This window comes from Streptomyces sp. NTH33, from assembly GCF_003236365.1.
In the GTDB taxonomy this organism is placed as follows: domain Bacteria; phylum Actinomycetota; class Actinomycetes; order Streptomycetales; family Streptomycetaceae; genus Streptomyces.
Genome location: NZ_POTZ01000151.1, coordinates 1 through 13,982 on the forward strand (window position 1 = coordinate 1; position 13,982 = coordinate 13,982).

General features: G+C 71.2%; 12 protein-coding genes. 10 read left to right on the top strand and 2 right to left on the bottom strand.

Annotated elements, in window-relative coordinates; genetic code table 11:
• Positions 1-109: 109 nt before the first annotated feature.
• From C1I97_RS16590 to C1I97_RS16605, 4 genes are all read left to right on the top strand, one after another.
• Positions 110-742 (top strand): AIM24 family protein, encoded by a 633-nt coding sequence (locus C1I97_RS16590; RefSeq protein ID WP_111004005.1) that lies wholly within the window; start codon positions 110-112, stop codon positions 740-742.
• A 1-nt stretch (position 743) separates the two neighbouring features.
• Positions 744-1,394 carry an AIM24 family protein gene (locus C1I97_RS16595; RefSeq protein WP_111003994.1) on the top strand — a complete coding sequence of 217 codons (651 nt, stop codon included), beginning with the start codon at positions 744-746 and terminating at the stop codon, positions 1,392-1,394.
• Positions 1,391-2,194: an AIM24 family protein gene (locus C1I97_RS16600; protein WP_111003995.1), complete on the top strand. Its 804-nt coding sequence runs from the start codon at positions 1,391-1,393 to the stop codon at positions 2,192-2,194. Before C1I97_RS16595 ends, C1I97_RS16600 begins: the two co-directional genes overlap by 4 nt.
• A 95-nt stretch (positions 2,195-2,289) precedes the next feature.
• Positions 2,290-2,766, top strand: a complete 477-nt coding sequence (locus C1I97_RS16605; protein ID WP_111003996.1) for a MarR family winged helix-turn-helix transcriptional regulator — start codon at positions 2,290-2,292, stop codon at positions 2,764-2,766.
• Between the two features lie 153 nt (positions 2,767-2,919).
• Here the strand turns inward: C1I97_RS16605 and meaB are convergent, their stop codons facing one another.
• Both meaB and C1I97_RS16615 read right to left on the bottom strand, forming a co-directional pair.
• Positions 2,920-3,876 carry a methylmalonyl Co-A mutase-associated GTPase MeaB gene (gene meaB, locus C1I97_RS16610; RefSeq protein WP_111003997.1) on the bottom strand — a complete coding sequence of 319 codons (957 nt, stop codon included), beginning with the start codon at positions 3,874-3,876 and terminating at the stop codon, positions 2,920-2,922.
• Positions 3,877-3,973: 97 nt separating this feature from the next.
• Positions 3,974-5,191 carry an acetyl-CoA C-acetyltransferase gene (locus C1I97_RS16615; RefSeq protein WP_111003998.1) on the bottom strand — a complete coding sequence of 406 codons (1,218 nt, stop codon included), beginning with the start codon at positions 5,189-5,191 and terminating at the stop codon, positions 3,974-3,976.
• Between the two features lie 147 nt (positions 5,192-5,338).
• On the opposite strand from C1I97_RS16615, the gene mce reads away from it, so the two are divergent.
• The 6 genes from mce to C1I97_RS16645 all read left to right on the top strand — a co-directional run.
• Positions 5,339-5,779, top strand: a complete 441-nt coding sequence (gene mce / locus C1I97_RS16620; protein ID WP_111003999.1) for a methylmalonyl-CoA epimerase — start codon at positions 5,339-5,341, stop codon at positions 5,777-5,779.
• A gap of 210 nt (positions 5,780-5,989) precedes the next feature.
• Positions 5,990-9,838: a polarized growth protein Scy gene (gene scy, locus C1I97_RS16625; protein ID WP_111004000.1), complete on the top strand. Its 3,849-nt coding sequence runs from the start codon at positions 5,990-5,992 to the stop codon at positions 9,836-9,838.
• 183 nt (positions 9,839-10,021) lie between these two features.
• Positions 10,022-10,957: a cellulose-binding protein gene (locus C1I97_RS16630; protein ID WP_111004001.1), complete on the top strand. Its 936-nt coding sequence runs from the start codon at positions 10,022-10,024 to the stop codon at positions 10,955-10,957.
• Positions 10,958-11,054: 97 nt separating this feature from the next.
• A complete protein-coding gene (locus C1I97_RS16635) occupies positions 11,055-12,050 on the top strand; it encodes an ABC transporter ATP-binding protein (protein WP_111004002.1) in 996 nt (331 codons plus the stop codon).
• 3 nt (positions 12,051-12,053) lie between these two features.
• Positions 12,054-12,821 (top strand): ABC transporter permease, encoded by a 768-nt coding sequence (locus tag C1I97_RS16640; protein ID WP_111004003.1) that lies wholly within the window; start codon positions 12,054-12,056, stop codon positions 12,819-12,821.
• 112 nt (positions 12,822-12,933) lie between these two features.
• Positions 12,934-13,982 (top strand): ABC transporter ATP-binding protein (locus C1I97_RS16645; protein WP_111004004.1); only part of this gene is annotated, 1,049 nt, incomplete at its 3' end.

Genomic DNA, 13,982 nt, shown 5'->3' on the forward strand with positions numbered 1-13,982 from the left:
GGCCGGGAGGGGGTGGGCGTGGCGGACCCGTAAGGGTGCGATCAGGGTCGTTCTCTCCCCGGAAACCCTGTCCGCCTCCCCCGTCCGCCGCTACCTTCGCTTCGTGGCGATGTTCCGACTGCAAGGCAGCAGAGTGCTCGCCGTCGACATGACCGGGGACGCCGTGAAGGCGAAGAACGGCTCGATGGTCGCGTACGACGGGCAGATGTCCTTCAAGAGGCTGACCGGTGGCGGCGAGGGTCTGCGTGGCATGGTGACCCGGCGGCTCACCGGTGAGCAGATGACCGTGATGGAGGTGCGGGGGCAGGGGACCTGCTGGTTCGCCGACCGGGCGTCGGAGATCAACCTCGTGCGGCTCGCCGGGGAGAAGCTGTTCGTCGAGTCGAGCAATCTGCTCGTGACGGAGGCCGGGCTGAGGACGGGGACCACGTTCACCGGGCTGCGCGGCGCCTCGCAGGGGAACGGACTGTTCACCACCACGGTCGAGGGGCACGGGCAGGTGGCGATCATGTCGGACGGGCCGGCGGTGGTGCTCAGGGTGAGCCCGCAGTACCCGTTGATCGTCGACCCGGGGGCGTACATCGCGCACCAGGGGAACGTGCGGCAGTCCTTCCAGTCCGGTGTGACCTTCCGCACCTTCCTCGGGGAGGGCGGCGGGGAGGCCTTCCAGATCCGGTTCGAGGGGGACGGGCTGGTGTACGTCCAGCCGAGCGAGCGGAACACGATCGCGGGGGATCTGTGAGATGACCTTTCGTGAGATCAACTCCAGGATGGTCGAGGCGACGGTCGTGCCGGGGCAGCGGCTGTTCAGTCAGCGCGGGGCGATGCTCGCCTACCGGGGGGATGTGGCGTTCACACCCAACATCCAGGGCGGTCAGGGCGGTCTGATGTCGATGATCGGGCGCCGGGTGGCGGGCGAGGCCACCCCGCTGATGACCGTGGAGGGCAGCGGCACGGTCTTCTTCGGGCACGGCGGCCATCATGTGCACGTGATCAGCCTGACGGGTGACACGCTGTACGTGGAGGCGGACCGGCTGCTCGCCTTCGAGGGCACGCTCGAGCAGGGGACGATGTTCATGGGCTCGCAGGGCGGGGTCATGGGCATGGTGCGCGGCCAGGTGACGGGGCAGGGGCTGTTCACGACCACGCTGAGGGGCCATGGGGCGGTGGCCGTGATGGCGCACGGCGGTGTCTTCGAGCTGCCGATCACCCCGCAGCGTCCGGTGCACGTCGACCCGCAGGCCTACGTCGCCCACCACGGCGACGTCCGCAACAAGCTGTCCACCGCGCTGGGCTGGCGCGAGATGGTGGGACGCGGCTCCGGGGAGGGCTTCCAGCTGGAGCTGAGCGGCAGCGGCACGGTCTACGTCCAGGCATCCGAGGAGAAGCTGTGAACGCGTACGGAACGCCCGGAGCCGGGCCCGTGGTCCACGACCCGACGACCCTGCCGGCCGACGACAACGTGAACCCGTACACCTTCTGCGTGGACCTCAAGGGGAGCCAGTGGTTCCTGCAGAAGGGGAAGATGATCGCCTACTACGGGGCGATCGAGTTCAACGGCATCGGGCACGGCCGGCTGGACCATCTGGTGCGCACGGTCTTTCATTCGCCTCTGCACGCGAGCGACTGGGTGGTGGCCGAGGGTTCGGGGCGGATGCTGCTCGCCGACCGGGCCTTCGATGTCAATTCCTTCGACCTGGACGACGGCAATCTGACCATTCGCTCCGGCAATCTGCTCGCTTTTCAGCCAACTCTGGCACTCAAACAGTCGATCGTGCCGGGTTTTCTGACACTCATCGGAACCGGGAAGTTCGTGGCCGCGTCCAACGGGCCGGTGGTGTTCATGGAACCCCCTGTCCGGGTGGACCCGCAGGCGCTCGTCGGGTGGGCCGACTGCCCCTCCCCGTGCCATCACTACGACCACGGGTACCTGACCGGCGTATGGGGCGGTCTACGTGCGATGACGGGCCTCGGACCGGCCTCCGGGGAGGAGCATCAGTTCGAGTTCGTGGGAGCCGGCACGGTCCTGCTGCAGTCGAGCGAGACCCTCATGGCCGAGCAGGCCGCGGGGGTGCTCCCGGACGAGCCCGGGGTACCCGGAGGCGGAAGGGTGTCCGCAGCCGGCGGACATCAGGCCGGGGCATCGAACCTTCCCGGACAGCTGGGAGGGCTCCAGCGTCGCTTCGGGCTGTGAGCGGTAGTCTGCGGAGTGTGACGGATCGAACGCATGCACGCCGTCACCGCACCCCTCACTAGTTCGCCTTTCAACTTCTTAGGTAGACTTCATTCATGGAGACCGAGACGGCCACGCGCTGGCTGACCGATGCGGAGCAGTGCGCCTGGCGCACCCACCTGGAGGTCAACAGGCTGTTGACGTACCAGCTCGAAAAGGACCTGCAGCCGTTCGGCCTGACGATGAACGACTACGAGATCCTGGTGAATCTCTCCGAGTCGGAGGACGTACGGATGCGGATGAGCGACCTCGCGTCCGCCACCCTCCAGTCCAAGAGCCGCCTCTCGCACCAGATCACGCGCATGGAGAACGCGAACCTGGTGCGCCGGGAGAACTGTGAGTCCGACCGCCGGGGGCTGTACGCGGTCCTCACCGAGCACGGCATGGAGACCATGCAGAAGGTCGCGCCGCACCACGTGGCGTCCGTGCGGAGGCATTTCATCGATCTACTGGATCCCGAGGCGCTGATGGAGCTGGACAAGGCGCTGAAACCGGTCGCCCAGCACTTGCGGGACCAGCGCGGGCGGCTGTAGCGCTGCACGCCGCGCCACCTGTGGGCGGGGGTCCCCCCAGGCGGCGCGGATAAGCGCACCCGCCCCCGGCACCAGCACCCGGCACCAGCACCGCCGCGCAAAGCAACAGGCGAGGCCCTTGAGGCCCCGCCTGTTGTTCTTGCCCGTGGCCGCCTAGGCGTTCGTCAGGCCCGCCACCAGCTCGTCCGCCGCGCTGTACGGGTCCAGCTCTCCCGCCACGATCTTCTCCGCGAGAGCGGTCAGGCGGCGGTCGCCGTGGAGGTCGCCGATGCGTTCACGCAGGGCGGTGACCGCGATCGTCTCCACCTCACGGGCGGCACGGGCCCGGCGCCGCTCCGCCAGGACGCCGCGCTCCTCCATCCAGGCGCGGTGCTTCTCCAGGGCCTCCACGACCTCGTCGACGCCCTCGGAGCGGGCCGCCACCGTCTTGACGATGGGCGGGCGCCAGTCGCCGGGGCCGCGAGCCTCGCCGAGGCCCAGCATGTGGTTCAGCTCGCGGGCGGTGGCGTCCGCGCCGTCACGGTCGGCCTTGTTGACGACGAAGACGTCGCCGATCTCCAGGATGCCGGCCTTGGCCGCCTGGATGCCGTCGCCCATGCCCGGGGCCAGCAGGACGACCGAGGTGTCCGCCTGGGAGGCGATCTCCACCTCCGACTGGCCCACACCGACCGTCTCGACCAGGATCACGTCGCAGCCCGCCGCGTCCAGCACGCGGATCGCCTGCGGGGCGGCCCAGGCGAGGCCGCCCAGGTGGCCGCGGGTGGCCATGGAGCGGATGTAGACGCCCGGGTCGGAGGCGTGCTCCGACATGCGGACGCGGTCGCCGAGCAGGGCGCCTCCGGAGAAGGGCGAGGACGGGTCGACGGCCAGGACGCCGACCCGCCTGCCCTGCTTGCGGTACGCCGTCACCAGCGCCGAGGTGGACGTCGACTTGCCCACGCCCGGGGAGCCGGTGAGGCCGACGACGTAGGCGTTGCCGGTCAGGGGCGCGAGTGTGCGCATGACCTCCCGCAACTGCGGGGACGCCCCCTCCACCAAGGAGATCAGCCGGGCCACGGCCCTCGGCCGGCCTTCCCTGGCCTGGGCCACCAGAGAGGAGACGTCCTGCATCACAGCTCCGTTCACGTGGTCCCCGTACGCCGTGCGCGTACGAGGGGGTCGTACGAGAGGGGTCGGTCGGAAGGGGGCTTGCGCCCCCCGGTGTCCGTTACGCCTTCGGTACCCGGACGATCAGCGCGTCACCCTGGCCGCCGCCGCCGCACAGCGCGGCCGCGCCGACGCCGCCGCCGCGCCGCTTCAGCTCCAGGGCCAGGTGCAGGACGAGACGGGCGCCGGACATGCCGATCGGGTGACCCAGGGCGATGGCGCCGCCGTTCACGTTCACCTTTTCCGTGGACACGCCGAGGTCCTTCATTGACTGCACGGCGACCGCGGCGAACGCCTCGTTGATCTCGACGAGGTCGAGGTCGGAGACCTCCAGGCCCTCCTTCTTCAGGGCGTGCAGGATCGCGTTGGACGGCTGGGACTGCAGGGAGTTGTCCGGGCCGGCCACGTTGCCGTGGGCGCCGATCTCGGCGATCCAGTCCAGGCCCAGCTCCTGCGCCTTGGCCTTGCTCATCACGACCACGGCCGCGGCGCCGTCCGAGATCTGCGAGGACGAGCCGGCCGTGATCGTGCCGTCCTTGGCGAAGGCCGGGCGCAGCCTGCCCAGCGACTCCGCGGTGGTGTCGCCGCGGATGCCCTCGTCCTTGCTGACCAGGACCGGGTCGCCCTTGCGCTGCGGGATCTCCACGGGGGTGATCTCGGCCTCGAAGACGCCGTTCTTCTGCGCGGCGGCGGCCCGCTGGTGGGACAGGGCGGCGATCTCGTCCTGCTCGGCGCGGCCGATGCCCAGACGGGTGTTGTGCTTCTCCGTCGACTCGCCCATGGCGATGTTCTCGAAGGAGTCGGTCAGGCCGTCGTGGGCCATGGCGTCCAGCATCTGCACGGCGCCGTACTTGTAGCCCTCGCGGGACTTGGGCAGCAGGTGGGGGGCGTTGGTCATGGACTCCTGGCCGCCGGCGACGATCACGTCGAACTCACCCGCGCGGATCAGCTGGTCGGCCAGCGCGATGGCGTCCAGGCCGGACAGGCACACCTTGTTGATGGTGAGCGCCGGGACGCTCATCGGGATGCCGGCCTTGACCGCGGCCTGGCGTGCCGGGATCTGCCCGGCCCCGGCCTGGAGCACCTGGCCCATGATCACGTACTGCACCTGGTCGCCCCCGATCCCCGCACGGTCGAGGGCGGCCTTGATCGCGAAGCCGCCGAGGTCGGCTCCCGAGAAGGACTTGAGCGAGCCGAGCAGTCGTCCCATGGGCGTACGGGCGCCCGCGACGATCACCGAGCTGTTCGTTCCGGGTGTTCCCGAGGTTTCAGAAGTCATGAGCTGCGATCCCCTTCCGGCTGGACAGCCGAGGAGTGAACGAGGGTTTACTTCGAATGTACTGAGGGGTTGTCCACCCCGTCATCCGGCGGTCGGTGTGATCGCGCGCACGTTGCGTAACCACATGATGCGCGCTGCACTGAATCCATGCTGACGCGAATCGACCACATCGGGATCGCCTGCCACGACCTCGACGCGACCGTCGAGTTCTACCGGGCCACGTACGGCTTCGAGGTGTTCCACACCGAGGTCAACGAGGAGCAGGGCGTGCGCGAGGCCATGCTCAAGATCAACGAGACGTCCGACGGCGGGGCGTCCTACCTGCAGCTTCTCGAGCCCACCCGCGAGGACTCCACCGTCGCCAAGTGGCTCGCGAAGAACGGCGAGGGCGTGCACCACATCGCCTTCGGTACGGCGGATGTCGATGCAGAGGCCGCGGACATCCGGGAAAAGGGCGTACGCGTCCTGTACGACGAGCCGCGACGCGGCTCCATGGGGTCACGGATCACCTTCCTGCACCCCAAGGATTGTCACGGTGTGCTGACAGAACTGGTCACTTCAGCGCCTGTTGAGTCGACTGGGCACTGACCCACGTACAAAAGGGCCGGTAGGGTTGGGGGCGGTCGTCCCCGGAACGGGGATGGCCGCTTTCCGGGGTCCAGGTTTCGGGGGACGAGCGGCGGGGCAGCAGCCCGTGCTCCGCCGTTGATCTGACACCATTCCCCGGGGGCCCCGTTCGGCGGATGGACGGAGCTCGTTTGGACAGGCTTGCGACCAGGGGACGGATGGGACCGCGCAGTGCGGGGCTACGAACGCCAGGAGCGAGAGCCGGCGGCTGACGTCGACCACCTCTCTCGGTTCGAGGCCGAGATGGAGCGGCTGAAGACCGAGCGGGAAAAGGCGATCCAGCACGCCGAGGACCTCGGCTACCAGGTCGAGGTGCTGCGCGCCAAGCTGCACGAGGCGCGCCGCACCCTCATGTCCCGGCCCGCCTACGACAGCGCCGACATCGGCTACCAGGCCGAGCAGTTGCTGCGCAACGCGCAGATGCAGGCCGACCAGATCCGCGCGGACGCCGAGCGCGAGCTGAGCCAGGCGCGGGCGCAGACCCAGCGCATTCTCCAGGAGCACGCCGAGCAGGCCGCGCGTCTGCAGGCCGAGCTGCACCAGGAGGCGGTGACCCGCCGTCAGCAGCTCGACCAGGAGCTCGCCGAGCGCCGGCAGACCGTCGAGTCGCACGTCAACGAGAACGTGGCGTGGGCGGAGCAGCTGCGCGCCCGCACCGAGCAGCAGGCCCGCCGCCTGCTGGACGAGTCCCGCGCGGAGGCCGAGCAGGCGATGGCCGCCGCCCGCGCGGAGGCCGAACGGCTGACCGCCGAGGCCCGGCAGCGGCTGCAGAGCGAGGCCGAGACGGCCCGCGCGGAGGCCGAGCAGATCCTGCGCCGTGCCCGTACCGACGCCGAGCGGCTGCTGAACGCCGCCTCCACCCAGGCCCAGGAGGCCACCGACCACGCCGAGCAGCTGCGCAGCTCCACGGCGAGCGAGTCGGACGCCGCCCGCCGCCAGGCCGCCGAGCTGAGCCGGGCCGCCGAGCAGCGCATGGCCGAGGCCGAGGAGGCGCTGCGCAAGGCGCAGACCGAGGCGGAGAAGCTGGTCGTCGAGGCCAAGGAGGCCGCGTCGAAGGCGCTGGCCACCGCCGAGTCGGCCAACGAGCAGCGCACGCGCACGGCCAAGGAGCAGGTCGCCCGGCTGGTCGAGGAGGCCACCAAGGAGGCCGAGAGCACCAAGTCCGAGGCCGAGCAGCTGGTCGCGGACGCCCGTGCCGAGGCGGAGAAGATCGTCGCGGAGGCCGCCGAGAAGGCCCGCACGATCACCGCCGAGGAGAGCGCGACCCAGCTGTCCAAGGCGGCGAAGACCGCCGAGGACGTGCTGAACAAGGCGGCGGAGGACGCCCGGCGGACCACCAGGGCCGCGGCCGAGGAGGCCGAGCGGGTCCGCAAGGAGGCCGAGGCCGAGGCGGACCGGCTGCGTGCCGAGGCGCAGAGCATCGCCGAGCAGCTCAAGGGCGCCGCCAAGGACGACACCAAGGAGTACCGCGCCAAGACGGTCGAGTTGCAGGAGGAGGCCCGCCGGCTGCGCGGCGAGGCCGAGCAGCTGCGGGCCGAAGCGGTCGCCGAGGGCGAGAAGATCCGCGCCGAGGCCCGGCGCGAGGCCGTGGTGCAGATCGAGGAGGCGGCCAAGTCCGCCGAGGAGCTGCTGGCCAAGGCGAAGGCGGACGCCGACGAGCTGCGCTCCACCGCGCAGAGCGACAGCGAGAAGGTCCGCACCGAGGCGATCGAGCGGGCCACCACACTGCGCCGGCAGGCCGAGGAGACCCTGGAGCGCACCCGCAAGGAGGCCGAGCGGCACCGCGAGGAGGCCGCCGAGCAGGCCGAGTCGGTCAGGGCGGACGCCGAGCGGGCCGCGCGCGAGCTGCGCGAGGAGACCGAGCAGGCGCTCGCGGCCCGGCGTGCGGAGGCCGAGCAGGAGCTGACCCGGCTGCACACCGAGGCCGAGGAGCGCCTCGCCGCCGCCGAGCAGGCGCTGGCCGACGCCCGCGAGGAGGCGTCCCGGATCCGTCGTGAGGCCTCGGAGGAGGCCGAGCGGCTGCGCGGCGAGGCCGCCGAGCGGATCCGGACGCTGCAGCAGCAGGCGGAGGCGGAGGCCGAGCGGCTGCGCACCGAGGCCGCCGCCGACGCGTCCGCCTCCCGCGCGGAGGGCGAGGCCGTCGCCGTACGGCTGCGGTCGGAGGCCGCAACCGAGGCCGAGCGGCTCAAGGTGGAGGCCCAGGACACCGCGGACCGGGTCCGCGCGGAGGCGCGGGCCGCGGCCGAGCGGCTGGGCACGGAGGCGTCCGAGACGCTGGCCGCCGCCCAGGAGGAGGCCGCCCGGCGCCGCCGCGAGGCCGAGGAACTCCTCGGCGCCGCGCGCGACGAGGCCGACCAGGAGCGCGAGCGGGCCCGCGAGCAGAGCGAGGAGCTGCTGGCCTCCGCGCGCAGGCGCGTGGAGGAGGCGCAGGCCGAGGCCACCCGTCTGGTGGAGGAGGCCGACCGGCGCGCCACCGAGATGGTGTCCGCCGCCGAACTCCACGCCCAGCAGGTGCGGGACTCCGTGGCCGGGCTGCACGAGCAGGCGCAGGAGGAGATCGCCGGGCTGCGCTCGGCCGCCGAGCACTCGGCGGACCGTACCCGCCGGGAGGCCGGGGAGGAGGCGGACCGGGTCCGCGCCGACGCCTACGCCGAGCGGGAGCGGGCCAGTGAGGACGCGGGCCGGCTGCGGCGCGAGGCGCAGGAGGAGTCCGAGGCCGCCAACGCTCTGGCCGAGCGCACGGTGTCCGAGGCGATCGCGGAGGCGGACCGGATCCGCACCGATGTCGCCGAGCACGCCCAGCGGGTGCGTACGGAGGCCTCCGACACCATCGCGCAGGCCGAGCAGGACGCCTCGCGCACCCGCGCGGAGGCCCGCGAGGACGCCAACCGCATCCGCTCGGACGCGGCGACCCAGGCGGACACGCTCATCTCCGAGGCGCGGTCGGAGGCGGAGCGGCTGCAGTCGGAGACGGTCGCGGAGGCGGACCGTCTCCGGGCCGAGTCCGTCGCCGGGGCGGAGAAGCTGATCTCGGACGCCACCGGGGACGCGGAGCGGCTGCGCGCCGAGGCCGCCGCGACGGTCGGCTCCGCGCAGGCGCACGCCGAGCGGGTCCGCAAGGAGGCCGAGCGGGTCGGGGCCGAGGCGGCGGCGGAGGCCGAGCGGCTGGTCTCCACGGCCCGCGCGGAGGCCGAGCGGACCCTGGACGAGGCCCGCAAGGACGCCAACAAGCGGCGTTCGGAGGCCGCCGAGCAGGTCGACACGCTCATCACGGAGACCACGGCCGAGGCCGACAAGCTGCTCACCGAGGCGCAGGCGAGCGCGGTCAAGACGAAGGCGGAGGCGGAGTCCCAGGCCGACACGATGGTGGGCGCGGCCCGCAAGGAGGCCGACCGGATCCTGTCCGAGGCACGGGTCGAGGGCAACACGACGGTGGAGAAGGCCCGTACGGACGCGGACGAGCTGCTCGTCGGCGCCCGCCGGGACGCCACCCAGATCAGGGAGCGCGCGGAGGAGCTGCGCGAGCGCCTGACGAGCGAGATCGAGCAGCTGCACGAGCGGGCCCGCCGCGAGGCCGCCGAGACGATGAAGTCGGCGGGCGACCGCTGCGACGCGCTGATCAAGGCGGCCGAGGAGCAGCTGGCCAAGGCGCAGGCCAAGGCCAAGGAGATCGTCTCGGAGGCCAACTCCGAGGCGGGCAAGGTGCGTATCGCCGCGGTGAAGAAGGCCGAGGGCCTGCTGAAGGAGGCCGAGCAGAAGAAGGCGACGCTCGTGAAGGAGGCCGAGGAGCTGAAGGCCGAGGCGATCCGCGAGGCGCGGCGCACGGTCGAGGAGGGCAAGCGCGAGCTGGAGGTCCTGGTGCGCCGGCGCGAGGACATCAACGCCGAGATCTCCCGGGTCCAGGACGTGCTGGAGGCACTGGAGTCGTTCGAGGCTCCGTCGTCCGGAAAGGACGGCGGGGTCAAGGCGGGCGCGACGGTGGGGGCACCCCGGTCGGGTGGCAAGCCGTCAGACGGCTAGTCTGTAGAGGCGGATTCCGGCCGTCTGGAGGGCTTTGCCCGAGTCTTTGGCAAGCCCCCCCGTGGTCAGCCACTCAAAAGAGGTGTCATTCTCCAGATCAAACACGTATCCGCTCGATGACACACCGCTTCGGCCCCTAGGATTCCACCTATCACCTCACCGGTCTCTTTCGACAGGAACCCCATGAGCGACACTTCCCCCTACGGCTTCGAGCTTGTGCGGCGTGGGTACGACCGCGCTCAGGTGGACGAACGTATCTCCAAGCTCGTCTCCGACCGTGACAGTGCCCTCTCCCGCATCACCGCCCTGGAGAAGCGCATCGAGGAGCTCCATCTCGAGACGCAGAACGCCCAGGCCCAGGTCAACGACGCCGAGCCGTCCTACGCGGGTCTCGGCGCGCGGGTCGAGAAGATTCTCCGCCTCGCCGAGGAGGAGGCCAAGGAGCTGCGTGAGGAGGCCCGGCGCGCGGCCGAGCAGCACCGCGAACTGGCCGAGTCCGCGGCCCAGCAGGTCCGCAACGACGCCGAGTCCTTCGCCGCGGACCGCAAGGCCAAGGCCGAGGACGAGGGCGTCCGGATCGTCGAGAAGGCCCAGGGCGAGGCCGCCCAGCTGCGCGCCGACGCGCAGAAGGACGCGCAGTCCAAGCGGGAGGAGGCGGACGCCCTCTTCGAGGAGACCCGCGCCAAGGCCGCGCAGGCCGCCGCCGACTTCGAGACGAACCTCGCCAAGCGGCGCGAGCAGTCCGAGCGCGACCTGGCGTCCCGTCAGGCCAAGGCGGAGAAGCGACTGGCGGAGATCGAGCACCGCGCCGAGCAGCTGCGCCTGGAGGCCGAGAAGCTGCGCACCGACGCCGAGCGCCGCGCCCGCCAGACGGTGGAGACGGCCCAGCGTCAGGCCGAGGACATCGTGGCCGACGCCAACGCCAAGGCGGACCGCATCCGTTCGGAGTCCGAGCGCGAGCTCGCGGCGCTGACCAACCGCCGCGACTCCATCAACGCCCAGCTGACGAACGTGCGCGAGATGCTGGCGACCCTCACCGGTGCCGCGGTGGCCGCCGCGGGCACACCGGCCGAGGACGAGTCGATCTCCCGGGGTGTCCCCGCCCAGCAGTCCCGGTAACATCTGCGTTACCGCGCCCGACAAGGGCTGATATGTCGCGAAGCTCTCCGCCTTCCGGACTGGCGGAGAGCTTCGCGTCTGTTCTAGCGTGGTGCGCATGATCGAGCTTGAGGGGCTGACCAAGCGTTACGGGGAGAAGCTGGCGGTCGACAACCTCACCTTCACCGTCCGGCCGGGCACCGTCACCGGCTTCCTCGGCCCCAACGGCGCCGGGAAGTCGACGACCATGCGGATGATCCTCGGCCTGGACCACCCCACCGCCGGGAACGTGCGCATCGACGGCCGGCGTTACCAGGAACTCAAGGACCCGCTGACGTACATCGGCGCCCTGCTGGACGCCAAGGCCGTGCACGGCGGGCGCAGCGCCTACCACCACCTGCTGTGCCTGGCGCAGAGCAACGGCATCCCGGCCGGCCGGGTGGACGAGGTCCTGGCCGCCGTCGGACTGACCCCGGTCGCGCGGAAGAAGGCGAAGGACTTCTCGCTCGGCATGAGCCAGCGGCTCGGCATCGCCGCCGCGCTGCTCGGCGACCCGCGGATCCTGATGTTCGACGAGCCGGTCAACGGCCTCGACCCCGAGGGAATCCACTGGATCCGCGGTCTGATGAAGTCGCTCGCCGCCCAGGGCCGTACGGTGTTCGTCTCCTCGCACCTGATGAGCGAGATGGCGCTGACGGCGGATCACCTCGTGGTCATCGGCCAGGGCCGGCTGCTCGCGGACACCTCCATGGCCGACTTCATCGAGCAGAACTCCCGGTGCCACGTCCGGGTCCGCACCCCCGAGCGCGAGCGGCTGCTCGACGTGCTGTCGACGGCCGGGATCACGGCCGTGGAGAAGGACGGCGGGCTGCTCGAGGTGGAGGGCGGCAAGGCGGAGCGCATCGGTGAACTGGCCGCCCAGCACCGTGTCGTGCTGCACGAGCTGAGCAGCCGGCAGTCCTCGCTGGAGGAGGCCTTCATGCAGCTGACGGCCGGGTCGGTGGAGTACCACGCGCACACCGGGCAGGTCGACCAGGCAGGGCAGGCCGCTCCGGCCGAGCCCGCCGCGGTGCCCGCCCAGCCCGCGGTCGCGGACATGAAGAAGGAGAGCTGAGCCATGACGACCCAGGTCATCAGGTCCGAGTGGACCAAGATCCGGTCGGTGGCGTCCACCGTGTGGACCCTGTCGCTGTCCGCGGTCGTCACCGTCGCGCTCGGCATGCTGGTCTCGGTCCTGGCCAGGCAGCAGTTCGACACCCTGGGGAAGCAGGACCGGCTCTCCTTCGACCCGACCTACACCAGCTTCGCCGGCATGGGGCTCGGCCAGCTGGCGATGATCGTGTTCGGCGTGCTGGTGGTGACCAACGAGTACAGCACCGGCATGATCCGCACCTCGCTGGCCGCCGTGCCGCGGCGCGGCGCCTTCCTGGCGAGCAAGGTGGCGGTGGCGACCGTGCTGGCGCTCGTGGTCGGCATGGTCACCAGCTTCGCGGCGTTCTTCCTCGGACAGGCGATGCTCGGCTCGCTGAGCACCTCGATCGGCGAGGAGGGCGTGCTGCGCGCGGTGTTCGGCGGCGGCCTGTACATGGCGCTGATCGCGATGTTCTCCATGGGCATCGCCGTGATGCTGCGCTCGCCGATGCTGTCGCTGGGCATCCTGATGCCGTTCTTCTTCCTGATCTCCGGCATCCTCAGCTTCGTCTCGGCGACGAAGAAGGTCGCCCGGTTCCTGCCCGACCAGGCCGGCGGCCACATCATGCAGGTGGTCACCCCGGTCGGCGACGACACGCCCTACGGCCCCTGGGGCGGGCTCGGGATCATGGCACTGTGGGTGATCGCGGCGCTCGCCGGCGGTTACCTGCTGTTGCGGAAGCGGGACGCCTGACGGCCGGAAACTTTGCTTCCTTTTGGGCGGAACCGTCAGCGCCCGGTTATCCTCCTAACCCTTACGGGGGGCGTGTGCCCCGCTGACCTGAACCTTTCGATGGGTGCGGAGCATGATCGAGGCAGTCGGCCTGACCAAGCGCTACGGCGACAAGACCGCCGTGGACGACCTCTCCTTCCAGGTCCGGCCGGGCGCCGTCACCGGCTTCCTGGGACCGAACGGCTCGGGCAAGTCGACGACCATGCGGATGATCGTGGGTCTGGACAACCCCACCGCGGGGACGGTGACGATCGGCGGCTATCCGTACCGCAGGCTGCCGAACGCGCCCCGCCAGGTCGGCGCCCTGCTGGACGCCAAGGCCGTGCACAGCGGCCGGAGCGCGCGCAACCACCTGCTGTGCCTGGCCCAGCTCTCCGGCATCCCGGCCCGCCGCGTGGACGAGGTGCTGGGCGTGGTCGGGCTGCAGGCGGTGGCGAAGAAGCGGTCCAAGGGCTTCTCCCTCGGCATGGGCCAGCGGCTCGGCATCGCCGCCGCGCTGCTCGGCGACCCGCAGGTGCTGCTGTTCGACGAGCCGGTGAACGGCCTCGACCCCGAGGGCATCCTCTGGGTGCGCAATCTGATGAAGTCGCTGGCGGCGGAGGGGCGGACCGTGTTCGTCTCCAGTCACCTCATGAGCGAGATGGCGCTCACCGCCGACCACCTGATCGTCATCGGGCGCGGGCGGCTGCTCGCCGACATGAGCGTGAAGGAGTTCATCGCCGCGAACTCCGCGGGTTTCACCCGGGTCCGCACGCCCGACACCGATCCGCAGCAGCGGGAGAAGCTGACGTCCGCCCTGACGGAGGCGGGCGGGCACGTGCTGCCCGAGCAGGACGGCGCGCTGCGGGTGACGGGGCTGGCGCTGTCCCGCATCAGCGACCTCGCGCACGAGGCGGACGTACGCCTGTGGGAGCTCTCCCCGCACCAGGCCTCGCTGGAGGAGGCGTACATGCGTATGACCCAGGCGGCCGTCGACTACCGCTCGACCGCCGACCAGAAGGCCGGCCTGATGCAGCCCCTGCCGCCCGGAGCCCTGCCGCCCATGCCGGTCCCCGGCCAGGGCCAGTCCGGCTGGTACGCCCCACCTCCACCCCAGCAGGGCGGCCGGCCGCCCTGCTGGGG